18 protein-coding genes are annotated in these 24,498 nt (G+C 72.2%); all 18 read left to right on the top strand.

Annotation, left to right across the window (positions count from 1 at the left end):
* Positions 1-29: 29 nt before the first annotated feature.
* The 18 genes from hisS to H0524_RS14860 all read left to right on the top strand — a co-directional run bounded on the left by hisS (position 30) and on the right by H0524_RS14860 (position 24,492).
* Positions 30-1,358 carry a histidine--tRNA ligase gene (gene hisS / locus H0524_RS14945; protein ID WP_180199179.1) on the top strand — a complete coding sequence of 443 codons (1,329 nt, stop codon included), beginning with the start codon at positions 30-32 and terminating at the stop codon, positions 1,356-1,358.
* A 147-nt stretch (positions 1,359-1,505) separates the two neighbouring features.
* Complete coding sequence (locus tag H0524_RS14940; protein ID WP_180199178.1) at positions 1,506-2,441, top strand: acyl-ACP desaturase; 936 nt, start codon at positions 1,506-1,508, stop codon at positions 2,439-2,441.
* Between the two features lie 251 nt (positions 2,442-2,692).
* A complete protein-coding gene (gene aspS / locus H0524_RS14935; RefSeq protein WP_180199177.1) occupies positions 2,693-4,516 on the top strand; it encodes an aspartate--tRNA ligase in 1,824 nt (607 codons plus the stop codon).
* A gap of 196 nt (positions 4,517-4,712) precedes the next feature.
* Positions 4,713-5,339 carry a helix-turn-helix transcriptional regulator gene (locus H0524_RS14930; protein WP_180199176.1) on the top strand — a complete coding sequence of 209 codons (627 nt, stop codon included), beginning with the start codon at positions 4,713-4,715 and terminating at the stop codon, positions 5,337-5,339.
* Positions 5,339-6,754, top strand: coding sequence for an MFS transporter (locus H0524_RS14925; RefSeq protein ID WP_180199175.1), 1,416 nt, complete (start codon positions 5,339-5,341; stop codon positions 6,752-6,754). The genes H0524_RS14930 and H0524_RS14925 overlap by 1 nt, the downstream gene beginning before the upstream one ends.
* Before the next feature lie 120 nt (positions 6,755-6,874).
* Positions 6,875-8,380 (top strand): replication-associated recombination protein A, encoded by a 1,506-nt coding sequence (locus tag H0524_RS14920; RefSeq protein ID WP_180199174.1) that lies wholly within the window; start codon positions 6,875-6,877, stop codon positions 8,378-8,380.
* Between the two features lie 1,790 nt (positions 8,381-10,170).
* Positions 10,171-10,800, top strand: coding sequence for a hypothetical protein (locus tag H0524_RS14915; RefSeq protein WP_180199263.1), 630 nt, complete (start codon positions 10,171-10,173; stop codon positions 10,798-10,800).
* Between the two features lie 152 nt (positions 10,801-10,952).
* Entirely contained in the window at positions 10,953-11,411 is a 459-nt protein-coding gene (locus H0524_RS14910) for a DUF948 domain-containing protein (RefSeq protein ID WP_018725648.1), read from the top strand.
* Positions 11,412-11,441: 30 nt separating this feature from the next.
* Positions 11,442-11,747 carry a hypothetical protein gene (locus H0524_RS14905; protein WP_180199173.1) on the top strand — a complete coding sequence of 102 codons (306 nt, stop codon included), beginning with the start codon at positions 11,442-11,444 and terminating at the stop codon, positions 11,745-11,747.
* Positions 11,744-14,422: an alanine--tRNA ligase gene (alaS, locus tag H0524_RS14900; RefSeq protein WP_180199172.1), complete on the top strand. Its 2,679-nt coding sequence runs from the start codon at positions 11,744-11,746 to the stop codon at positions 14,420-14,422. Before H0524_RS14905 ends, alaS begins: the two co-directional genes overlap by 4 nt.
* A gap of 64 nt (positions 14,423-14,486) precedes the next feature.
* Positions 14,487-14,948: a Holliday junction resolvase RuvX gene (ruvX, locus tag H0524_RS14895; RefSeq protein WP_018725651.1), complete on the top strand. Its 462-nt coding sequence runs from the start codon at positions 14,487-14,489 to the stop codon at positions 14,946-14,948.
* Entirely contained in the window at positions 14,945-16,156 is a 1,212-nt protein-coding gene (mltG, locus tag H0524_RS14890) for an endolytic transglycosylase MltG (RefSeq protein WP_180199171.1), read from the top strand. Before ruvX ends, mltG begins: the two co-directional genes overlap by 4 nt.
* Entirely contained in the window at positions 16,146-16,973 is an 828-nt protein-coding gene (locus H0524_RS14885; protein WP_180199170.1) for a shikimate dehydrogenase, read from the top strand. The genes mltG and H0524_RS14885 overlap by 11 nt, the downstream gene beginning before the upstream one ends.
* 233 nt (positions 16,974-17,206) lie before the next feature.
* Entirely contained in the window at positions 17,207-19,138 is a 1,932-nt protein-coding gene (locus H0524_RS14880) for a hypothetical protein (RefSeq protein ID WP_180199262.1), read from the top strand.
* Between the two features lie 87 nt (positions 19,139-19,225).
* Positions 19,226-19,768: an acyltransferase gene (locus H0524_RS14875; RefSeq protein ID WP_026322380.1), complete on the top strand. Its 543-nt coding sequence runs from the start codon at positions 19,226-19,228 to the stop codon at positions 19,766-19,768.
* Positions 19,761-21,488, top strand: a complete 1,728-nt coding sequence (locus tag H0524_RS14870; protein WP_180199169.1) for a lipopolysaccharide biosynthesis protein — start codon at positions 19,761-19,763, stop codon at positions 21,486-21,488. Before H0524_RS14875 ends, H0524_RS14870 begins: the two co-directional genes overlap by 8 nt.
* Positions 21,489-21,496: 8 nt before the next feature.
* Positions 21,497-22,915, top strand: coding sequence for an O-antigen ligase (locus tag H0524_RS14865; RefSeq protein WP_180199168.1), 1,419 nt, complete (start codon positions 21,497-21,499; stop codon positions 22,913-22,915).
* On the top strand, positions 22,912-24,492 hold the full coding sequence (locus H0524_RS14860) for a lipopolysaccharide biosynthesis protein (RefSeq protein ID WP_180199167.1): 1,581 nt from the start codon (positions 22,912-22,914) through the stop codon (positions 24,490-24,492). The genes H0524_RS14865 and H0524_RS14860 overlap by 4 nt, the downstream gene beginning before the upstream one ends.
* Positions 24,493-24,498 lie beyond the last annotated feature (6 nt).

The raw sequence follows: 24,498 nt of genomic DNA, 5'->3' as shown, positions 1-24,498 counted from the left end.
GACCGCGCGGGGTTCGCGAACGGAGCACCATGAGTAAGCCCACGCCGATCTCCGGCTTTCCGGAGTGGACGCCCGCCCAGCGGATGATCGAGCAGTCCGTCCTGGAGCGGATCCGGGACACCTTCGAGCGGTACGGGTTCGCCCCACTGGAGACCCGCGCGGTCGAGCCGCTCGACCAGTTGTTGCGCAAGGGGGAGACCTCCAAGGAGGTCTACCTGCTCCGGCGGCTGCAGGCCGACCCCGACGGACCGGCCGGCGACGACGCTCTTGGCCTGCACTTCGACCTGACCGTGCCGTTCGCCCGGTACGTGCTGGAGAACGCCGGCAAGCTCCAGTTCCCGTTCCGCCGCTACCAGATCCAGAAGGTGTGGCGGGGCGAGCGACCGCAGGAGGGCCGCTACCGGGAGTTCCTGCAGGCGGACATCGACATCGTTGACCGGGACACGTTGGCGCCGCACCACGAGGCCGAGATGCCGCTGGTGATCGGGGACGCGCTGCGGTCGCTGCCGATTCCGCCGGTGCGGATCCAGGTCAACAACCGCAAGATCTGCGAAGGCTTCTACCGGGGGGTGGGGATCACCGACCCGGAGGCGGCGCTGCGTGCCGTCGACAAGCTGGACAAGATCGGACCGGCCCGGGTGGCCGACCTCCTGACCGCCACGGCCGGGGCGACCGAGGCGCAGGCGAAGGCGGTGCTGGCGCTGGCGGAGATCTCGGCGCCGGATGCGTCGTTCGCCGACGCGGTGCACGCGCTCGGGGTCAGTCACCCGCTGCTCGACGAGGGCCTCGCGGAGCTGGTCCAGGTGATGCAGACCGCCGCCGAGCACGCGCCCGGCCTCTGCGTCGCCGACCTGCGCATCGCCCGCGGCCTGGACTACTACACCGGGACCGTCTACGAGACGCAGCTGGTCGGGTACGAGCGGTTCGGCTCGATCTGCTCCGGCGGCCGGTACGACAACCTGGCCAGCGCCGGTGCCGTCGCGTTCCCGGGAGTGGGCATCTCGATCGGCGTGACCCGGCTGCTCGGCCTGCTCTTCGGTGCCGGGGCGTTGAGCATCTCCCGTCCGGTCCCCACCTGTGTGGTGGTGGCGGTGACCAGCGAGGCGCAGCGGGCGGTGAGTAACCGGGTCGCCGAGGCGCTGCGGGCCCGGGGCATCTGCACCGAGGTCGCGCCGAGTGCCGCGAAGTTCGGCAAGCAGATCCGCTACGCCGAGCGGCGGGGCATCCCGTACGTGTGGTTCCCCGGCACGGACGAGGGCGCGGACGAGGTCAAGGACATCCGTACCGGTGCGCAGGTGTCGGCGCGGGCCGAGGTGTGGCAGCCACCCGCGGCGGACCTGCGGCCGGTGGTGGGCTGAGTTCCCGCGACCACCGGCCCTCGTTCGGCCTGGGTGTGGATGTTTCGGCAGGAAGGCGCTGCGCCGAGGCTCGCGTGGGACGCTACTGGCGCGTACGGACGATCGGACCTACGGTGGCGTAAGTTACGCCGCCGTAGGGAGACCCGCATGACCGTCCTCAGTGAGACCGCCCTCCTGCACGAGCTGGAGGTCGTGGTGGAGAAGAACCTCGACCGGCATCTGTCGATCGCGAAGGAGTGGTTCCCGCACGAGTACGTGCCCTGGAGTGCGGGGCGGACCTTCGACGGTCCGCTCGGGGGGCAGGCGTGGACGCCGGCCGACTCACCGCTGCCCGAGGTCGCCCGTACCGCGTTGATCGTCAACCTGCTCACCGAGGACAACCTGCCCTCGTACCACCACCAGATCGCCACGCTCTTTGGTCGGGACGGGGCGTGGGGGACCTGGGTGCACCGGTGGACGGCTGAGGAGGCGCGGCACGGCATCGCGATCCGGGACTACCTGACGGTGACCCGGGCGGTCGACCCGGTGGCCCTGGAGCGGGCCCGGATGACGCACATGTCGGCCGGCTACCGCAACGCGCACGACGAGGAGATGCTGCACTCGCTCGCGTACGTGTCGTTCCAGGAGTTGGCCACCCGGATCTCGCACCGGAACACCGGCCGGGCCACCGGTGATCCGCACTGCGAGGCGCTGTTGGCGCGAATCGCCACCGACGAGAACCTGCACATGCTGTTCTACCGGAACCTGCTCGCCGCCGCCCTGGAGCTGGCTCCCAGCCAGACGATGCGGGCGGTGGCCGACGTGCTGGCCGAGTTCCAGATGCCGGGCAACGGCATCGAGGGGTTCACCCGGAAGTCCGTCGCGATCGCCCTGGCCGGCATCTACGACCTGCGCCAGCACCGGGACGAGGTGGTGCTGCCGGTGCTGCGGCAGTGGGACATCTTCGAGGTGTCGGGCCTGGACGCGGACGGCGAGGCGGCCCGGGACCGGATCGCGGCCCACCTTGACGGCCTGGAGCTCGCCGCGTCCCGGTTCGAGGAGAAGCGCGACGCCCGTCGCGCCCGACAGGCCGCCCGGCGCTGACGGCCCAGGTCGCGGCACCACCGGTCCTGGCGCAGGGCACCACCGGTCCTGGCGCACGGCGCCCACCCGGGTTCGGCGCGTGGGGGGCCCTCCTTCCGCGCACCCGGCAAACGGCGGTGCGGTAGCCCTGACAGAATGCCGGGGCAGAGACATTCTGCCCCGGAACAGACTGGAAATCAGGATGCGGCCCCGGGGCGGCCCGGCGAGGATGCCGGGCAGATCCATTTCCGCAGACGAGGGAGACGCACGCCGTGATCCGTACCCATGACGCCGGAAGCCTGCGCGCGACGGACGCCGGCACCACGGTGACGCTCGCCGGCTGGGTGGCCCGCCGGCGCGACCACGGCGGTGTCATCTTTGTCGACCTGCGGGACGGTTCCGGGGTGGCCCAGGTCGTCCTCCGCGAGGAGGACGCCCACGTGCTGCGCAACGAGTACTGCGTCCGGGTCACGGGTGAGGTGACCCGTCGTCCCGAAGGCAACGAGAACCCGGAACTGGCCACCGGCGAGGTCGAGGTGACGGCGGAGGAGCTGGAGGTGCTCTCCGAGGCGGCGCCCCTGCCGCTGCCGGTGGACGACCAGGTCGAGGCCGGTGACGACGTCCGGCTGCGCTACCGCTATCTGGATCTGCGCCGCAGCGGCCCGGCCAACGCCCTGCGGCTGCGTTCCGCGGCCAACCAGATCGCCCGTACGGTGCTGCACGAGCGGGACTTCCTGGAGATCGAGACCCCGACGTTGACCCGCTCGACGCCGGAGGGGGCCCGCGACTTCCTGGTGCCGGTCCGGCTGCAGCCCGGCACCTGGTATGCGCTGCCCCAGTCGCCGCAGCTGTTCAAGCAGCTGCTCATGGTGGGCGGGATGGAGCGGTACTACCAGATCGCCCGCTGCTACCGGGACGAGGACTTCCGCGCCGACCGGCAGCCGGAGTTCACCCAGCTGGACATCGAGATGTCCTTCGTCACCGAGGACGACGTGATCGACCTCGGCGAGGCGATCGTGTCCCGGCTGTGGCGGGAACTGGCCGGCCACCAGATCACTCGGCCGCTCCCACGGATCACCTGGCACGAGGCCATGGCCCGGTACGGTTCGGACAAGCCGGACCTGCGCTACGGCGTGGAGTTGACCGAGCTGACCGACTACCTGCGCGGCACCCGGTTCCGGGTCTTCGCCGGCGCGATCGAGGCGGGCGGCTACGTCGGTGCGGTCGTGATGCCCGGCGGTGCGGCGCAGTCCCGTAAGGAGTTGGACGGCTGGCAGGACTGGGCCAAGGCGCGGGGTGCGAAGGGCCTGGCGTACGTGGTGCTCGACGCCGAGACGGGTGAGGCGCGGGGCCCGGTCGCCAAGAACCTCTCCACCGAGCACCTGGCGGGTCTGGCCGACGCGGTCGGCGCGAAGCCCGGCGACGCGATCTTCTTCGCCGCCGGCGCGGAGAGCCGGGCGGCGCAGGAGCTGCTCGGCGCGGCCCGGGTGGAGATCGCCTGCCGGGCGAAGCTGATTGACGAGAGCGCCTGGGCGTTCTGCTGGGTGGTCGACGCGCCGATGTTCGAGCGGGTCACCGACGGTGCGGAGGGCGGAGCGAGCGGCTGGACCGCGGTGCACCATCCGTTCACCGCGCCGAACGCCGAGTGGGTGGACCGCTTCGAGGAGGCGCCGGACCGGGCGCTCGCGTACGCGTACGACATCGTCTGCAACGGAAACGAGATCGGCGGCGGCTCGATCCGTATCCACCGCGGCGACGTGCAGCAGCGGGTCTTCGACCTGCTCGGCATCACCCCTGAGCAGGCGCAGGACAAGTTCGGCTTCCTGCTGGAGGCGTTCAAGTACGGCGCGCCGCCGCACGGCGGGATCGCCTTCGGTTGGGACCGGGTCTGCATGCTGCTTGCCGGCGCCGACTCGATCCGTGAGGTCATCGCCTTCCCGAAGACCCGCGGCGGGTTCGACCCGTTGACCGCTGCGCCGACCCCGATCACCGCGGCGCAGCGCCTGGAGGCGGGCGTGGACGCCCGGCCCAAGCCGGAGGCTCGGGCGCAGGCCAGCACCGCCGGCCCGGCTGCTCCGGTGGCCGATCCCACCTGATCGCCTCGTTGGTCATTCCAGTGGCGGCCCGGCTCCTGCCGGGCCGCCACTGTTGTGTGCGGGGGCCGGTCGGGACGGGCGCTGCTCGGGCGCCCGGTCGGCCTGAGCGGGTGCGGGGCCGTCGAGGTCGAGGACGTTGCACAACTTCTGTGCAAAACTCTTGTGCACAGAAGTTGTGCAGAGATAGTGTGCAAGCATGACTGATGATCGGGAACGGGCCGGGCCGGCCCCGCGGGTGGTGCACATCGACCACCGGCAGATTCGGGTGCTGGCGCACCCGCTGCGGATCCGGCTCCTCGGGGCGCTGCGGGTGCAGGGCTCGGCGACCGCCACCATGCTGGCCGAACAGCTCGACACCAACACCGGTGCCACCAGCTACCACCTGCGTCAGCTCGCCGACGTGGGGCTGGTCGCCGAGGACCCCGACCGGGGCACCGGCCGGCAGCGCTGGTGGCGGGCCGCGCACGAGGTCAGCGACTTCGAGCCCACCGACTTCGACGACGATCCGGACGCCCGCGCCGCCCTGGAGTGGATCCAGGGTCACCAGGTGCGCCTGCTGACCGAGCAGGCGCAGCGGTGGCACGCGACGCAGAGTCAGTGGTCGTCGGAGTGGCGGGACGCCTTCGGGATGGGCGACGCCTTCCTGACCCTCCCGGCAGACCGGCTGAAGGCGCTCAATGACGAACTCTGGCAGGTCCTGGAGCGATACCGCGAAGCGGCCGATCCGGCGGAGCCCGGCGCCGAGCAGGTCCAGGTCTACCTCGCCGCCTACCCACTACTGAACTCGTCCGACCTGCCCACCGCCGCTCCCCGGGAGGCGTGATGGCCGCCCTCTCGGTCCATCAGGTCCGGCACCGCTACCTCATCCTGCTCAGCCTGCGCTGGCTGCCGGTCGGCCTGCTGGTCCCGGTCTTCGTCCTGCTGATGCAGGAGCGGGGCCTCACCCTCACCGAGATCGGTGTGGCGTTCGCCGCCCAGGGTCTCCTCGTCCTCGTGCTCGAGTTGCCGACCGCCGGGCTCGCCGACGCCGTGGGACGCCGGCCGGTGCTGGTGCTCGCCGCGGTGGTGAACCTCGTCTCCATGGCGCTCTTCGTCGTGGCCGACTCGTTCGCCCTGCTGGTGGCGGTGTGGGCGTTGCAGGGGGTCTATCGGGCGCTGGACAGCGGCCCGCTCGAATCCTGGTTCGTGGACAGCACCCTCGCGGCCGACCCCGATGCCGAGTATGAGCGCGGCCTGAGCCAGGGCGGGACGGCGCTCGGCGTCGCCATGGCGGTCGGTGCCCTGCTCAGTGGCGCGCTGGTCGCGCTCGGCCCGGTCGGTCCATTCACTGCGTTGACCATGCCGATCGTGGCCGCCACGGGGTTGCAGGTCGTCGGGCTGCTGGCCCTGCTCGCCCTGCTACGTGAGGGTCGTGCCGCCGCCGGGTCGTCGGCGCTGCGCGAGTCGATCGCGGAGGCCCCCCGGATGATCGGCCAGGCGATGGGGCTGCTGCGCCGCTCCCGGGTGCTGCTCGCCCTGCTCTCGGTCGAGCTCTTCTGGGGCTTCGGCATGGTCACTTTTGAAGCTCTCCTGCCGGTCCGGCTCGCCGAGGTGCTCGGCGACTCCGATCGAGCCGGGGCGCTGCTCGGGCCGGCAACCATGGTGGCCTGGCTCGCGAGCGCCGGTGGCGCGGCGGTGACCCCGCTGCTCACCCGGTGGCTGGGTGCCGCCCCCGCCGCGGCGCTGCTGCGGATCACGCAGGGCGTCACCGTGGTCGGGATGGCGCTGCTCGCCGGCCCGGTCGGCGTGCTGGTCGCCTTCGTCGTGTGCTACACCGTGCACGGCGCCTCGAACCCGTTGCACATGGGGCTGGTGCACCGGCAGGTCGACGGGCCGTACCGAACCAGTGTGGTCTCCCTGAACTCGATGGTGGCCATGCCCGCCGGTGCCGCCGGGGGGATCGTGCTCGGCCTGGTCGCCGACCGGGCCGGTGTCAGCGTGGCGATGCTGGCCGGCGCGATCGTGCTCGCGATCGCCGCGCCGCTGTACCTGCCCGCCTGGCGGGCGAGCCGCGATGGTTCCCCCAACCCGGTCGGTACGCCGACGGCCGCCGCGTCACCCGAGCCGTCGGCACCGGCAACCCAGCCCGAGCCGTCGGCAACCCAGCCCGAGTCTCCGGCGCCGGTCGGCGGGCTGCCCGGCGTGCCCCCGGCCCGCGCTGGTGACCCCACCACCGGCGCGGGCACGGCTCGGCGGTGAGGATGGTGCCACCGGTCGCCTCGCGCTGCCGGTGGCACCGGCCGGACCGGAGGGGCAGGTCAGCTCCGCCCGGCGGCGCTGATTCTGTTGACCCCGGCCGCGCCCGGTACTGTTCCCGTGATGGATCCTGACGCCCTCTTCTCCTTCGGAGAGCCCGCCGCCGCGACGGTCGCGCCCGCGGGTACCGCCGGCATGACCGGGTTCACGCCGGTCGGCCAGGATGCACCGCTGGCCGTCCGGATGCGCCCGACCGGGCTCGACGAGCTGATCGGCCAGGACCACCTGCGTGCCCCCGGCGCGCCGTTACACCAACTCGTCTCCGGGGCCGCGCCGATGTCGGTGATCCTCTGGGGGCCGCCCGGCAGTGGGAAGACCACCATCGCGCACCTGGTGGCCGGAGCCACCGACCGTCGCTTCGTGGCGATGTCGGCGCTGAACGCCGGGGTGAAGGACGTCCGTGCCGTCATCGACGTTGCCCGCCGGCAGCGCCGCGCCGGTGGCCCACAGACCGTGCTCTTTATTGACGAGGTGCACCGGTTCAGCAAGACCCAACAGGATTCGCTCCTCGCCGCGGTCGAGGACCGGACCGTCACGCTGCTGGCGGCGACGACCGAGAACCCGTACTTCTCGGTCATCTCGCCGCTGTTGTCCCGGTGCGTGCTCCTCACCCTGCAGCCGTTGGATGACGACGCGGTGCGCAGCCTGCTCCGCCGTGCCGTCGCCGACGAGCGCGGCCTGGGCGGCACGCCCGCCCTCGCCCCGGACGCCGAGGAACATCTGGTCCGGCTCGCCGCCGGTGACGTCCGCAAGGCGCTCACCGCTCTGGAGGCCGCGGCCGCCTCCGCCACCGCGGTCGGCGCCGACCGCATCGATTTGGCCACCGCCGAGCAGGCGGTGGACAGCGCCGCCGTCCGCTACGACCGCGACGGCGACAGCCACTACGACGTGACCAGCGCCTTCATCAAGAGCATGCGCGGCTCCGACGTGGACGCGGCGCTGCACTGGCTGGCCCGGATGCTGGTGGCCGGCGAGGACCCGCGGTTCATCGCCCGACGGATGGTCATCTTCGCCAGCGAGGATGTCGGCCTGGCGGACCCGGGTGCGCTCGGCGTGGCGACCGCCGCCGCCCACGCGGTGGAGTACGTCGGCCTGCCGGAGGCCCAGCTCAACCTCGCCCAGGCGGTGATCCACCTGGCCACGGCCCCGAAGTCGAACTCGGCGACCACCGCCATCGGGGCGGCCCTCGCCGATGTCCGGGCTGGTCGGGGTGGGGCGGTGCCGCGCGGGCTACGGGACGCGCACTACCCCGGCGCCAAGGGGCTCGGCCACGGCACCGGCTACCGCTATCCCCACGACGACCAGCGGGGTGTGGTCAACCAGCAGTACGTGCCGGACGACCTCGTCGGCACCGACTACTACCGGCCCAGCCAGCACGGGGCCGAGCGAGCCGTCGCCGATCGGCTGCCGCTGCTGCGCCGGATCATTCGCCGGTCGGCGCCGACGGCTGACCGCCGGCCGGCGGCGCCCTGCGGCACCGGGGCGGGCAACGGCCGCCAACCCGAAAGACCGGGTGACGACGGGGCGTACGAGGGTGGCGCGGACGCCACTGAGGAGGGGCAGCAGTGAAGTCGCGTGGAGCGGACCAGCCCGAGGAGAACGCCGACCAGCGGCGCAAGGGGCGCCGCTGGGGGCGGGGAAAGGCTGAGGCCGCTGCCGCCGAACCGGTCAGCGGCGAGGAGCTCGGCTGGATCGATGATCTGCGTACGGCCAAGGCGCAGCGGGGGGAGTTGGGCCCGGAGGGCGGGCCCGGTCCGGCCACGCCGCCGCAGCGCCTCGCTGCCGATCCGGGCCCGAGCGGCACCGGGGCGACCCCGCCCGTGCGGCGGGACGTGCCCGAAGCGCCGCGTCCGCGTTCCGATGCCGACCGGCTCCCCGCTCCGCCTGGGCCCCCCGCTCCGTCTGGGCCCGCGGTTCCTCCGCCGGGGCCCGCGGCTCCTCCGCCGGGGCCCGCGGCTCCTCCCCCTGGCACTCCCGCCCCGCCTGGGCCCTTGGCCGCGCGGGCCCACGGACGTGGTGGCCCGCCCGGCCCTTCCGCTCCTCCCGGTTCTTCCACACCTCCCGGGCCGCCCGCTCCTCCCGGCCCCTCGGCCCCCCAGGCCCACGGGCGCGGTGGCCCGCCCGGCCGACCGACCGCCGAGCCGGGCGGCCGGGTCCGCCCGGCAGCGCCGGCCCGTCCTCCGGCCGCCGCTGCGTCCCAGCCGGGCCTCGCCCCACCCGCCGGCCGGGGTGGGGGACGGGGCACCGGTGAGTCGATGGGCGCTGCGGGCACCCCGCCGGCGGCCCCTGGCCGGGCCGGCGATCCCACCGGTGGTATCTCTTCCGCCGCAGGTGGGCACCGCGCGCCAGCCGAGGGCGGCAGGTCAGCCGGCCATCGTGCTGCCCCACCGTCCGGCGGTGTCGCTCGGCATGGCCGACGGGAGACGCCGGAGGAGGACACCCTGGTACCGCGGGGCCGTCCATCCGCCCCCGAGGGCGACCCGGGGCGGGCCACCGCTGCGATGAACACCGACATCCCGAGCCCGCGTACCGACAGCGTTGACCCGGCCACCGGCGAGGGCCGGCGCGCTCGACCGAAGCGGCCCGCCGATTGGCTACGGCAGGCCGGCCGTACCCCCCACCAGACCGACCCCACGCTGCGTTCCCTGAATCAACCGGCGGTCCCGCCGGGCTCGCCGGTCGCTCCGCGAAGCGTGCCGCCCGCCGAGGGTCGGGTACCCGCTGACGGTCCGCGTTCCGGACCCGAACCGTCCCGGGGTGGTCCCGCCGCCGGCCGGGCGCGGCCCGGTCCCGCCGGTCCGCACCCGGCAGCGGCTGGCCCCGCGCGGCCACACCCGCCGGCTGGACCGGCTGCCGAGCGGCCCCGCCCGTCCGCTGCCGCGAGCGGCGCGATCGGTGAGCCGCCCCCGTCCGGCCCGGGCGTTGTCCGTCCGGTCCGTCCGGACCAGCCACCGCCACGGGCCGCCGCTGGGCCGCCCCCGGGCGCGGTTGCCCCGCGGTCCGTCGGCCCACCGACTCCGGCGCCGGGCGGAGCTCCACCACCCGGCGTAGCCCGCCCCGGCGACCCGGACGGTCGACCCGGGCTGTCGGCACCACCCGGCGTAGCCCGCCCCGGCGACGCGCCAGCTGGTCCGCGACCCGCGGCTGCGCCGGCCCGGCCGGCCGGCCCCCGTCCCAGCGGGGACGAGCGACCGTCGGGTCGCGCGCTGCCGCCACCTCGAGAGCCGGCCCGGGCCACGCCCCAAGGAGTCCCGCCGGTGCCGCTCGAGGCCGCGCCGGACGGGTCGTCGCGCGGCGGGGCAGAACCCCCCGCAGTCGACGCCACCACGCCGGACGGACCCGGCGGAGCCCGCTCGTACCTGCGCCGGCAACCGCAGCAACGGCTCCGGACGGGAGCCCTGGCGCTGGCCTGTGTCGTGCTGCTCGGTGTTGTCCCGGCCGTCTTCGGGCTACAGACGCTGAGCCGGGACCCGGTCTTTGCCACCCTCGACCAGTTGGCGGTTCCCCGTTGGGCAGCGACCGAGACGGTTGACGATGTCAGTGGCAGTCGTTGGTGTCTACTGGACTGTCGACTGCGCGAGCGCACCGTGGTCTCGGATCGGTCTCCGGAGGAGACGGTCCAGGTCTACGAGGCGTCGCTGCGCGGGGAGGGTTGGCGGCCGTGGCAGGTCGACCGCTGCCCCGAGCAACCGGCGAAGGGCAGTTACACCTGCTGGCAGCGGGATGAGCTGACCCTCGATCTGTGGGTACGCGAGCCGGCCTGTGTGCCGCCGCCAGTCGACGGCGAGCCGGCGCTCGTGCCGTCCCCGGATCCGTCAACCCAGGCGGAGGAGTGCGGCGGCTCGTTGGTATCGGTGAAGGTGCGCAACGCCATCGACGACGACCGGACGAGACCGCAGCCGAGCACCGATCCGTCGCTCACCGGTGAGGACCCCTTCCCCACCTCGTCCGTGGATCCGCTCGGCGAACCGACCCCCTCACCATCCTGAGGCGGTCTCCATCACGGACGGTAGGGTCTGGGCTGGCAGGCCCGCCTGCCTCCGGCCGACCGGTGGCCGGGGCGCGCGGCACGGGCGTGGGGACGACGGCGGCTTGCTGCGAAGCGTCCGGTGCCCGCGGATTTGGCTTGAGGAGGACAGGCGTGGACCTTGGAGAAGTCGCGGCGCTGATCGCGGCGATCGCATTCGCGATGCTGGTGTTGATCCTGGTGCTGCCCATCCTGCGGCTGCGGCACACGGTTGACGCGGCCACCCGGATGATCAACGACGTCAATGAGCGTACCGCGCCGCTGCTCGGCGAGGTCAACACCACGGTGAAGAACGTCAACACCGCCCTGGATCAGGTGCAGACCTCGTTGGATGGGGTGAACCTCCAGCTCGTCAAGGTCGATACCATGACCAACCACGCGCAGAGCATCACCGCCAACGTCGCGAATCTCGCCACGATCGTCTCCGCCGCCGCCGCGAGTCCGCTGGTCAAGGTGGCGGCCTTCGGCTACGGAGTGCGCCGGGCGACGGCCGCCCGCCGGCATGCGGAGACCGAACGTGAGGTGCGGGACACCATCAAGCAGCAACAGCGGGGCCGTCGCGGCCGCCGCTGAGCAGCGCCGGGCGAGCAGGAGGGGGAGAGCATGAGGCGGTTGTTCTGGCTGGGCATCGGGCTGGCCGTGGGCGTGCTGGTGGTTCGCAAGGCCACCCAGACGGCCCAGGCATACACGCCGGCCGGGATCGCCGGCGGGCTGTCCGAATCCGCTGGCGGCCTGGCCGATTCGGTACGTAGCTTCGTGTCGGACGTCCGGATCGGAATGGCCGAGCGCGAGCAGGAGATTCACGAGGCCTTCGCGCGCGGCGAGGCGTTCGATGACACCGTCGCCGACCTGCGGGAAGATCCGCGCACCGGCGACCGAGAGACTTTCCCGGAGGAGTACCAGCGATGAAGACGGCGGAGATCAGGCGGCGGTACCTCGCGCATTTTGAGGCGAACGGTCACGCCGTGGTGCCGTCCGCTCCGCTGCCCGCCATCAGCGACCCGAACCTGCTGTTCGTCGCCGCCGGCATGATGCAGTTCGTCCCCTATTTCCTGGGGCAGCAGACCGCGCCCTACCGGCGGGCGGCCAGCGTGCAGAAGTGCCTCCGTACGCCGGATATCGACGAGGTGGGCAAGACCAGCCGGCACGGCACGTTCTTCCAGATGAACGGCAACTTCTCGTTCGGGGACTACTTCAAGGACGAGGCGATCCGGCTGGCCTGGGATCTGTCCACCAAGCCGGTTGCCGCCGGGGGGCTCGGGCTCGACCCGGAGCGGATCTGGCCGACGGTCTACCACGACGACGACGAGGCGTTCCAGATCTGGCGGTCGGTCGGGGTGCCGGCGGATCGGATCGTGCGCCGGGGCAAGGCCGACAACTTCTGGTCGATGGGCATCCCCGGCCCGTGCGGGCCGTGCTCCGAGCTGTTCTACGACCGTGGCCCCGAGTACGGGCAGGAGGGCGGTCCGGCGGTTGACGAGGACCGCTACGTGGAGTTCTGGAACCTCGTCTTCATGCAGTTCGAGCGGGGCCCGGGTACCGGCAAGGAGGACTACCCGATCCTCGGCGACCTGCCGGCGAAGAACATCGACACCGGGATGGGCCTGGAGCGGATGGCCTCCATCCTCCAGGGCGTGGACAACCTCTACGAGATCGACGAGGTGCGGCCGATCCTGGCCAAGGCGGCCGAGCTGACCGGCAAGCGGTACGGCGCGCACTCCAGTCAGGTCGCCAGCGAGTCGCACCCGGACGATGTCCGGTTGCGGGTCGTTGCCGACCACGTCCGCACCGCACTGATGCTGATCGGGGACGGGGTAACTCCGAGTAATGAGGGGCGGGGCTACGTGCTGCGCCGCATCATGCGTCGGGCGATCCGTTCGATCCGGCTGCTGGGCTGGCAGGAACGGGCGATGCCCGAGCTACTGCCGGTGGCCCGCGACTGCATGGCCCCGTCGTACCCGGAGCTGGCGACGGACTTCGGCCGGATCGCCGACTACGCGTACGCGGAGGAGGATGCGTTCCTGTCCACGCTGCGCGCCGGCACCACGATCCTGGACACCGCCATCGCCGAGACCCGCACCGCGGGCCGGCGGGCGATCTCCGGCGCGAAGGCGTTTCAGCTGCACGACACGTACGGCTTCCCGATTGACCTGACTCTCGAGATCGCCAGTGAGCAGGGCCTGCAGGTCGACGCCGAGGGCTTCCGTCGGTTGATGGCCGACCAGCGGGCTCGGGCGAAGGCCGACGCGCAGGCCCGTAAGACGGGGCACGTGGACCTCTCCGCGTACCGGACGGTGCTGGACGAGGGCGGCCCGGTCACCTTCACCGGCTACCAGGAGGTTTCCCGCGAGTCGACGGTGCGGGCGGTGCTCGGTGCAGCCAGCCCGCACGCCGCGGCGGTCGAGGGCGAGACGGTCGAGCTGGTACTCGACACCACCCCGTTCTACGCCGAGGGCGGTGGTCAGCAGCCGGATCTCGGCGTGATCACCGTCGGCGGGGGCCAGGTGGAGGTCCTCGACGTGCAGCAGCCGGTGCCGGGGTTGATCGTCCACCGGGCCCGGGTGCTGCGGGGCGAGGTGCGGGCGGGCGAGACCGGCTTCGCCGAGATCGACACCGACCGTCGTCGGGCGATCTCCCGGTCGCACACCGCGACCCACCTCGTGCACCAGACCATGCGTAACTTCCTCGGTGAGTCCGCCACCCAGGCCGGTTCGCTGAACGCGCCGGGGCGGCTCCGGTTTGACTTCAACACTCCGACCGGGGTGGCGCCGAGCGTCCTGCGGGATGTGGAACAGCAGGTCAACGAGGCGCTCCTGGCCGACCTGGAGGTGCGTGCGTTCGTCACCTCGCTGGCCGAGGCGCGGCGGATCGGTGCGATGGCGCTCTTCGGCGAGAAGTACGGCGAGCAGGTGCGGGTCGTCGAGGTCGGTGACTACGCGCGAGAGCTGTGCGGCGGTACCCACGTGGGCCGCTCCGGCCAGCTCGGCCTGGTGAAGATCCTCTCTGAGTCGTCGATCGGGTCCGGGGTGCGGCGGGTCGAGGCGTTGGTCGGGATCGACGCGTTCAACTTCCTGGCCCGTGAGCACCTGCTGGTGGCCCGCCTCGCCGAGCTGTACCGGGTCCCGTCCGACCAGGTCGCGGAGCGGGTAGAGCAGACCGTCACCCAGCTGCGTGACGCCGAGAAGGAGCTGGAGAAGCTGCGCGCGCAGCTGGTGCTCGGTGGCGCGGCGGCCCTCGCCGCCCAGGCGACCGAGGTGCGTGGGGTGGCGTACGTCGGGACCGAGGCGCCCGAGGGCGCGTCCGGCAATGATGTGCGGACCCTCGCGCAGGAGATCCGTGGCCGGATCGATCCGGCGCGTCCGGCGGTGGTCGCGGTGGCGGCCCGGGCGAACGGGAAGGCTTCACTGGTGGTGGCGGTCAACCCCGCGGCCCGGAGCCAGGGCCTGTCGGCGGCGGATCTGGTCAAGGTAGCCTTCGCCGGTCGGGGCGGGGGCAGCCCCGAGTTGGCCCAGGGGGGCGGTCTGCCGGCGGCGGAGGCGCCGGGGCTGCTCCGCACTGTCGAGAATGCCATCGCCGGGGCGTAAGGTGCCGGGGGATACCCGGTGCCGGAGGCGCAGCCCGCTCGTTCTCTCAGGGAGGTGACCATTCGTGGCGCAGTGGTCCCGGGGCGTACGCCTCGGGGTGGATGTCGGACAGGTCCGGGTCGGCGTGGCTCGGTCTGACCCGCACGGCGTCCTGGCTACCCCGCTGGTCACCCTCGCCCGGGATCGCACCGCCGCGCCGGAGGCGGTCCCCAGCGACATGGCCGAGCTGGCCGCGTTGGTGACCGAACACGAGGCGGTCGAGGTGGTGGTCGGCCTGCCGGTGAATCTCGCCGGTCGGCAGGGCCCCGCCGCCGTACACGTGCAGACGTATGTCGGCCGTCTGGTCGAGGTGATTTCGCCTGTGCCGGTGACGCTCGCCGACGAGCGCATGTCGACGGTGGTGGCTAGCCGTAGGCTTGCGGAGCGTGGCGTTCGGGGGCGGCGGCAGCGGGCGGTGGTGGACCAGGCGGCCGCGGTGGAAATCCTGCAGAGCTGGCTCGACGCGCAGCGGAGGCGGATGCAATGATCGAGGAGCTGGACCCCGGTTTTGATACCGATCGGGGAGAGAAGGGCCGGCATCGGCGCGGCTATGTGCGTAAGCGTCAACGCGAACGCGAACGCCAGCGTGGCTCGGGTGGCGGGCGCGGCAAGACCGTGTTGGCCCTGCTGCTGACCCTGACTCTACTCGGCGGCCTCGGTGGTGGCGCCTACTACGGCTTCGACCGGATTCAGAACTTTCTCGGCACGCCCGACTACGACGGTTCCGGGACCGAGGCGGTGACGGTCGAGATCCCGGAGGGTGCCCCGATCGCCGCCATCGCGGTCACCCTTTACGAGGCCGGGGTCGTCAAGAGCACCAAGGCTTTCGTCAATGCAGCGGAGGACAACAGCCAGAGCAAGAACATCCAGCCCGGCCAGTACGAGTTGCGTAAGCAGATGAGTGGCGAGTACGCCGTGGCCGCGATGCTGGACCCGAAGAACCGGGTCGTGAACGGGATCACTGTGCCCGAGGGGCGGACCGCGAAGAGCATCTACAAGCTGCTCGCCGAGGAGACCGAGATTCCGGCGGAGGAGTTTGAGGCGGCGGCGAAGGATCCGCTCGCGCTCGGGGTCCCGGAGTGGTGGTTCACGCGGACGGATGACCGGACGGTCGAGCCGTCGATCGAGGGTTTCCTCTTCCCCGACACCTACGAGCTTCCCCCGGACCCCACGGCTGAGTCGATTCTCGCGCTGATGGTGGAGCGGTTCCTCACCGTCGCCGAGGAGCTGGAGTTTGTGGACCGGGTGGAGAACGAACGCCAGATCGCGCCGTACGAGGCGTTGATCGTCGCGTCGCTCGCCCAAGCCGAGGCGGGTACGCCGGAGGACCTCGGCAAGGTCGCCCGGGTCGCCTACAACCGGGTCTACGGCGAGTTCCAGTGCAACTGCCTGGAGATGGATGTCACGGTCAACTACTACCTGGAGTTGACCGGGCAGGAGACCAAGACCTCGGCCGAGATGACCCAGGATGAGCTGCTTGACACCAAGAGCCCGTACAGCCGCAAGCTCAAGGGCCTGATCCCCACGCCGATCAACAACCCGGGGCGCCTGGCGTTGGAAGGCGCCATGGATCCGCCACCCGGAAAGTGGCTCTTCTTCGTCGCGATCAACAAGGAGGGGGAGTCCGCCTTCGCGGAAACCTACGAGGAGCAGCTGCGCAACGAGGCCAAGGCGAGGGAGGCGGGTGTCATCTGAGCGCAGGCGGGCGGCGGTGGTCGGCGACCCGATCGCGCACTCCCTCTCTCCGGTGATCCACAACGCCGGCTACGCCGCGGTCGGCCTGGACGACTGGTCGTACACCCGCTTCGAGTGCGCCCAGGCGCAGCTGCCGGCTCTGGTCGCCGGCCTGGGCCCGGAGTGGGCGGGGCTCTCGGTCACCATGCCGGGCAAGGAGACGGCGCTCGCGGTGGCCGCAACGGCGTCGCCGGTCGCGGCCGCTGTCGGCGCGGCCAACACCCTGGTACGTCGGGCGGACGGCTCCTGGCACGCGGACAACACCGATGTCGCCGGCATGGTGGAGGTGTTGACCGCGGCCGGGGTTCGTCCGGGGTCGACGCTGACGGTGCTCGGTGCCGGTGGTACCGCCCGGGCGGCGGTGGCCGCGGCGGCGGCGCTGCGGGCCCGGACGGTGACCGTGGTGGCCCGGCGGCAGACGGCGATTGCCGAGTTGCGTCCGGTGGCCGCGGCGGTGGGTGTGTCGCTGACCGGGGTCCCCTGGGCCGAGGCTGTTGCGGCCTGCTCCGCCGAGGTGGTGATCTCGACCGTGCCGGCCGGGGCCGCCGATCCGCTCGCCACGGCGGTGGCGTGGCGGCCCGCCACCGTACTCTTCGACGCCCTCTACGACCCCTGGCCGACCGCGCTCGCGGCCGCGGCCCAGTCCGCCGGCTGCCGGGTCTGCTCTGGTCTGGATTTGCTGCTGGCCCAGGCGGTCGGTCAGTTTGAGCAGTTCACCGGGGTGCCGGCGCCGCGGGCGGCGATGGCCGCCGCCCTCACGGCGGCTCGGGCTGGCTGACTCCCGCAGCGGCCTCGTCCGGCGTCAGGGGGCGGTCCGGCGGTGTCGTGCGCCGGGCGGGGAGGCCGGGCGCGGTCGGACCGCCGGGGCGGTGGGGCAAGTGCTAACCAATCGGTGGATATCGCTAACCGGGTGGGGCAAGGCACGCTACCCGAGTTCGCACCCCGTGGAGGTATAGCGTGGCTGGCTTCTTGTGTCGTCGGCAGATTTCGGGTCGCCCTGTTTGGACGGCGGTGCTCTGCGCGGTAGCCGTCGCGGCCGCGTTGCTCGTACCGACCGCGGCCTCCGCCACCGTCCCGCCGGTGCCCGAGACGCAGATCCTGGTGTCGAGCGATCCGGCTGACGAGACACCGCACGCCCGTGACGGCGAGGTCCGTGCCTTCGCGCAGATCGGCTCGACGGTGTACGTCGGGGGCACCTTCACACAGATCCGACCGAACCCGTCGGCGGCGTGGACCACCCGGCGCTACCTGTTCGGCTACGACAGGGCCACCGGGGCGATCTCGACGACCTTCCTGCCGGTGCTTGACGGCGCCGTGAACACCTTGATCGTCGGTCCGAACGACACGTTGATCGTTGGTGGGGCGTTCCGGAACGCCAACGGGGTGTCCCGGAAGAATCTGGTGGCGCTCGACCCGAGTACCGGCGCCACCGTCGGCAGCTGGGTGGGCCGCTCCGACGGTGGCACCGTGCGGGACATGGCGCTACACGGCGACCGGCTCTATCTGGCGGGTGCCTTCAACTGGGTGAACGGTGCTCCGCACGCCGGGCTCGCCCGACTGCACGCCGGTACGGGGGAGATCGATCCGACCTTCGCCGTCGACGCCACCGGGGGGCGACACGGTACCAGTTCGTATGTCTGGACCATCGACGTGTCACCGGACGGGGAGACCCTGGTGGCCGGGGGCAATTTTACGGATGTTGCCGGCCTGTCGCGGAACCAGATGGTGCTGGTCGACCTCTCGGGCTCGCCGAGTGTCCTCGACTGGAGCACCGAGAAGTTCGTGCCACCGTGTAATCACCCCGATGTTTTCACGCATTACGTGCAGGATGTGAGGTTCGGTGGGGACGGCAGTTGGTTCGTCGTCGGCACCAACGGTGGATCAGGTTGGCCCGCCGCGTACTGCGACGCGCTGGTGCGCTTCGAGACCGCGGCCCGCGGCGACGGTCAGCTCGCGACCTGGGCGAACTACACCGGCAGCGACACCATCACCTCGGTCGAGGTGGACAACAACGTCATCTATCTGGGTGGGCACTTTCGCTGGCTGAACAACCCGAATGACCGCGACAGGGCCGGCGACGGTGCCATTGATCGGCTCGGGATAGCTGCGGTCACCCCAGCCACCGGAATGCCGGTGAACTGGAATCCCCGGCGCAGCGGTGGCTCGTCGCTGCCCCCCGGCGCCACTCCGTGGGGCTCCACCGTGCCGGTGCTCTGGCGGGGCGACGACGGGCTCTACTTCGGGCACAACTCCGACGGCATGGGGGGCGAGTACCACGGCCGGCTCGGGATGTTCCCCCGCTCCGGTGGTCGGACGATCATCCCGAAGACCCCGTCGACCGCGACCAGCGGCAACCTCTACCTGGGCACCGGGGAGGGCGAGCTGGCCCGGATTCCGTTTGACGGCACCGGCATCGGCGCACCGACCACGGTCAGCCAGCCGAACTACACCGGCGCCGGGGCGACCTGGGGAATGAGTGACCGGATCTACTGGGCACACACCGTCGCCGGTTCCCCGACGGGCAGCCGGATCGACATCTCGATGTTCCCTGGGGGCGTGGTCGGTGCCCCGTGGAAGTCGTCCGGCTATAACGACTGGTTCGATGCGGCGGAGCTGACCGGCGCCTTCTTCCTCGACGGGCGCCTCCACTACACCCGGGCCGACTCCGACGACCTGCACTACCGGTACTTCGAGACGGACGGGAACTACCTCGGTGCCACCGAGTTCACGCTGCCCACCACGGGGGTCGACTGGTCGACGGTGCGGGGCATGGCCTGGGTGGACGGCAAGATCGTGTACGGGAACACCGACGGGAACCTGCGCGGCGTCCCCTTCCGGCCGGGGACCGATCCGGTGGTGGACGGCGCGGAACGTGTCCTGCTCGTGGCCGCGGGACCGGAGCTGACCTGGTCCACTCCGCGACTGTTCTTCGCGGTGCAGTAAAGGCGACTGACTGCCGTCGATTATGGTGGGTGTTTCACGTTGGCTGACGGTGATCTATGCCGTCGTCCCCGGACCGGGGGAGGATCGTTGCGGGGCATCCGCCGTGGTGTTGGGGTAAGAGCCGGGTTCGCGCTGAAGCGCGGCTGGTACCGGTTGCGCTATCCGGGGCTGAGCCTCGGCCGGGATGTGGAGATTCGTGGGCGGGTCCGGCTCCGCCGAGGTGTACGGGTGCGCATCGGTGACCGGACCCGGATCAACAAGCTGGTGCGGTTCGCCGGTCCGGGCGAGGTGCGAATCGGCGCCGACTGTCTGCTGAGTGCGACCTGGGTCGGTGTCTGGACCTCGGTCACGATCGGGGACCGCTGCCTGTTGTCGAACTGTGAGGTGCGGGACAACGACTTCCACAATCTGCGGCCCGAGGTGCGACACGACCCGCCCACCCCACGCACCCGAGCTCCGATCGTCCTTGAGGACAACGTCTGGATCGGCGCACACGCACTCGTGCTGAAGGGTGTGCGGATCGGTCGGGACAGTGTGGTGGGCACCGCCACGGTGGTGCGGAAGGATGTCCCGCCCCGGGTGGTGGTTATTGGCAATCCCCAGCAGACGGTGAAGAGTTTCGATGACTGACGCCGGTGGTGGCGGCTGGACCGCCAACGCCGCAGCCGGCGGGGGGACACCGGGTCGAACGGTCACCCTGACCGACCTGCTCCGCGTGCCGCTGCACCGGATCCGGGTGCTGGCCGGCACGGCCGCACTCGGGCTGCTCGCCGGACTCGGCTACGTACTGCTGGTGCCGAGCGCGGTGACCGCCGACGCCGTGGTGGCGGTCCGACCGGTGGTCACCGACGCCTTCACGCCGAGCGGCGCTTCCGCCGACCGTGCGGTGAACATGAATGTGGAGCGCGGCATCGCCACCGGGACCGAGGTGGTGCGGCGGCTGGTGGACGCCACCGGCCGGGACCAGCGCGACGTGCAGGACGCGCTCGAACTCGAGGTGCCGACCGGCGGCCAGATCCTGCGTTTCCGATTCACCGCGAACTCATCCCAGGACGCGGTGGCGGGCGTCAACCTCGCCGCCGCAGCCTACCTCGACGTGCGCCGCACCATGTACGAGCAGCAGCGGGCGGACATCCTGCGCTCGTACGACGAGAGCATCAGCGAGGTGCAGGAGCAGCAGGCGGCGTTGCAACGTCGGATTGCCAGTGCGCGGGAGGGCGAGGCGGATGCGGCGGTGGCCGAGCTGTCCGGTGTGAACAGCCAACTGGTCCAGCTCGGCTCGGCCCGGACCGAGATCGCGGCGGTTGATGTCAACCCCGGCTGGGTCACCCGCGAGGCGGAGCCGGACCTGCTTCCCACGGGCGGCAACCAACTGCTCCACCTGCTCGCGGGACTCCTGGGCGGGGTGCTGCTCGGCGTCGTGCTGGCCTACGGCTGGGAGTCGGTGGACCGGCGCATCCGGTCGGTTGACGACGGCCGGGACGCGACCGGCCTGCCCCTGCTCGGTACCGCCCGCGGCCCGAAGCCACGCGGCTCACGGCAGGCCGTGGACGCCGATATCCGGTACGTGGCGATGGCCATCGCTGGGCGGACCCGGGAACCGACCCGGATCGTGTTGTTGACCACCCGGGGGGATCAGACCGCGATGAGCGCCGGGCTGGCGGTGGCGCTCGCCGGGACCGGCCGGGAGGTGTACCTCGCCGATGACACCGGTCGTCTGGAGCGGTTGCGTAGTGAGGTGCTGGCTGGTGTGGCGCGCCTGCCGGCAACGGCGAACTCCGCCCGGCCGCCGGCGCCGCAGCAGCGCCAGGAGCGGCGGACGGCCCCCGTTGATGAGGTAACCGAGCAGATCGCCGTCCGGCGACCATCCCCGCGCCCGACCCCTGCTCCCCGCCCGACCGCTGCATCCCGCCCGACCGCTGCTCCCCGCCCGACCATTCCCAGCCAGGCCGCCGTCCACAAGACGACCGGGGCCGGCAACGGTACTGCTGCCAACCGCCCGGCCTCCGACGACCCGGATGGCACGATCTTGCTGCCCCGGATCGCATCCACCACGTCGAGCAATGGAAAGAGCGCCGTCGGGGCGCCTGCCGACACCGTTGCGGTGGGCGGCGGCACCATCCGGTTCGGGACCTGGGGGCAGCGGGCTACCAGTGGGCTGGTGCTGTTCAACGCCCCACCGGCCGAGGCCGATGAGCGGGGTGTCGCGGCGGCCCGACAGGGGGTCGCGGTGGTGGTGGTCGAGCAGGATCAGACCCGGCAGGGCGACCTACGTCGGCTGGCGGAGCGGCTGCGAGCGGCCGGTGTGGTCCCGCTCGGCTTCGTCCTCACCCACCGTGGTCGGGGCTGACCGTGCCCGTGGGTGGGAACCCGGCGACGAGCGAGCCGGCCGGGGGCGGGGCCGCCGAAGTCCCACCTCCGCCCGCGCCACCACCACCACCACCGCCACCCGCGCCGCCACCACCGCGGCTACCGATCTGGCCGCTGGCGCTGATGTTCGGCCTGGTGCCGATCTGGTGGCTGGCCGGTGCGTTCTATCTGGGCTGGCCGTTGCTGGGTGCCGTGCTGCTGGCCCTGCTGCTGGTCCGGGGCCGAGTTCCGCTGCCGCCCGGCACCGGGATCTGGCTGCTCTTCCTCGCCGTCGTCCTGGCCAGCGCCACCCAGCTGGGATCGCCCAGCTCGGTGTTGACCTTTGGACTACGGCTGGGGTTCTACGCCACCGCGCTGGTGGTCGGCGTCTACGTCTACGTGGTGGCCCGGGAGCGAGCCGGAGGCAGCGAGGTGCTCCTGCCCCTCTGCGCGTTCTGGCTCGGGCTGGTGGCGTTGGGCTGGCTCAGCGTGCTCGCCCCCCGGCTCGGCCTGACCACCCCGGTGGAGGTCCTGCTGCCCGGCGCGATCGCCGCCGAACCATTCGTCCATGACATGGTCCACCTCTCCACCGCCGAGTACAGCACCCGGTCGCTGAACCCGGTCTACCGGCCCGCGGCGCCGTACGCGTACACCAACAACTACGGCAGCGCGTACGCGATCGCGTTGCCCGGTGTGATCGCGGTGATCATGCTGCGGCGGCGGGGAGTGCTGCGCTGGCTGCTGCTCGGGTCGTTGCCGCTGTCCCTGGCACCGGCTTTCCTCACCCTGAACCGAGTGATGTTCCTCAGCCTCGGCGTCGGCCTGCTGGTGCTCGGTGTCCGGGCCGGTTGGCGCGGCAACACCCGGGTCGCCGCCTCGATCGTCGGCGTGTTGCTGGTGGGTCTCCTCGCCACCGTGTTCATCCCGGTCACCCAGCTGATCGAGGACCGGGTCGGGAACAGCGGCACCAACACCGACCGGCTCGCCCTCTACCGCGCGGTGCTCGGGCGGCTCGGTGAGTCGCCGTGGCTCGGCCACGGTGCTCCGGTGAAGGTCGACACCGTCTCGGCCGCGGCGCCGATCGGCACCCAGGGACAGTTGTGGATGGTGCTGTTCAGCCACGGGATCCCCGCCCTGCTGTGCTTTCTGGCCTGGTTCGTCGTGGCCGCCCTCCGCTGCGCCCGGGCGGTCTCCCCGGCAGGGCAGTGGCTGGCGATCGTCCCGGTGGTGTGCCTGGTGCAGATCCCCTTCTACGGCATGGCCAACCAGAACCTCGCCGTCGCCTTCTACGTGATCGCCTTCGCCATGGCAGGCACCGAGGGCGAACGGGCACCACGGCCCCTACCCCCGCTGGACCCCGTCCCAGCTGGACCGGCACGAGGGCGGCCCCCACGGCTGCCGACGACTCTTCGCCGGGCGGCCGCATGACCGCCGGCACCACTCCGGCGGCGTCGTCCGGCCGCGCCGTCGGGCAGCCGGACGAGGCGGAGCGCCGGGACAGCGCCCGTAGCGGGGTCCTTGGGTTGCTCGGCGCGGCCACCAGCGGCCTCTTCGGCTTTCTTCTTGCGGTGGTGATCACCCGAGGCTACGGCCCCACCGGTTCCGGCGTCTTCTTCGCCGCGATCGGGGTGATCACAGTTGCCACCGCCGTGTGCACGCTGGGTGCCGAGACCGGTCTGCTGTGGGCGCTGCCGCGCCGCCGCGTGGCCGGGGGGCGGGGGGACACCGCCCGGATGCTGCCGGTGGCGCTACTCCCACCGTTCGTGGTCGCCGTGGTGGTCGCGCTGGCCGGGTTCTTCGCCGCCGACTCCCTGGCGCCCCGGGTGTTCGGCCCGGCCGCCGGGTCGACGCTACTGGCGGTGAGCTTCGCCGCCGTTCCGGTGGTCGTCCTCCTGACGCTGCTGCTCGCCGCCCTGCGGTGTGTCCGGCCGATTCGGGCGTACGTGTCGGTGCAGTTCTTTCTCCTGCCGGTGGCCCGGCCGGTCCTGGTCGGCGTCGCGGTCCTGGTCGGTGGCGGCCTGGTGGCCGGCGTGTCCGCCTGGCTGGTGCCGGCCGCACTGGCCCTGCTGGTCTGCCTGGTCCTGGTCGCGGGGCCGCTGCGGATCGGGCGGGGCGCCCGGCTCCGCCCCGAACCGCGGGACTGGTCAACCTTCTGGCGGTTCGCGTTGCCCCGGGCCGTCTCGGCCGCCATCGACGCCGGCAACCTGTGGATCGGGGTGCTGTTGACCTCGGCGCTCGCCGGGGCGGAGGAGGCCGGTGTGTTCGGTGCCGTCGGCCGGTACGTCCTCGCCGGCCAGCTCGCCATCCAAGGGCTGCGGGTGACGGTTGCCCCCCGGCTGTCCCGGCTGCTCGGTGCGGGCCAGCCGGCCCTCGCGGCGGCCGTGCACCGGCAACTGACCACCTGGGGGTTGGTGCTCTCCTGGCCGGTGTACCTGCTGCTGGCTGTCTTCGGGGTGGCCTTCCTGGAACTCTTCGGGCCGGGATTCACCGCCGGAGCCACCGGGCTGACCGTCCTCGCCCTGGCCATGCTGGTGCGCACGGGCGCGGGCAATGTGCAGAGCCTGCTGCTGATGGGGGGCCGCAGTGGCCTACACCTGGCCGCCACCCTGGGCGGGCTGCTGGTGACGGTCTCGCTCGGCCTGGTCTGGATCCCCGGGCATGGTGCCACCGGCGCGGCGATGGCCTGGGCCGCGGGCATCCTCACCGAGAACCTCACCGCCGGGACGTGCGCCTGGCTCGTGCTGCGGCACCCGCTGGTGGACCCGGCGATGCTACGCGCGGCGGCGATCACCGCCGCCGTGGTGGCCGCCGCCGCCGGAGTGGGGGTGCTGGTCGGCGGGCGGGGCATTCCCGGCCTGCTGGTGGCGGTGGCGGTACTGGCCGTCGGCGGGGTCGGCACGTTGTCCCGAATCCGGCCCGTTGTCGGGGCGTTCCTGCGGCAACTCCGTGGGGGAGGGGCGGCCGTCCCGGCCGCCCCCGGCCTACCAGAGCAGAAGGACAGGTGAGGTCCG

Origin of the sequence: Salinispora sp. H7-4 (genome assembly GCF_013416675.1) — a bacterium.
Lineage (GTDB): Bacteria > Actinomycetota > Actinomycetes > Mycobacteriales > Micromonosporaceae > Micromonospora > Micromonospora vitiensis.
Note: the sequence above shows the minus strand (reverse complement) of the source record. Positions and strands in the feature narration are given on the sequence as shown.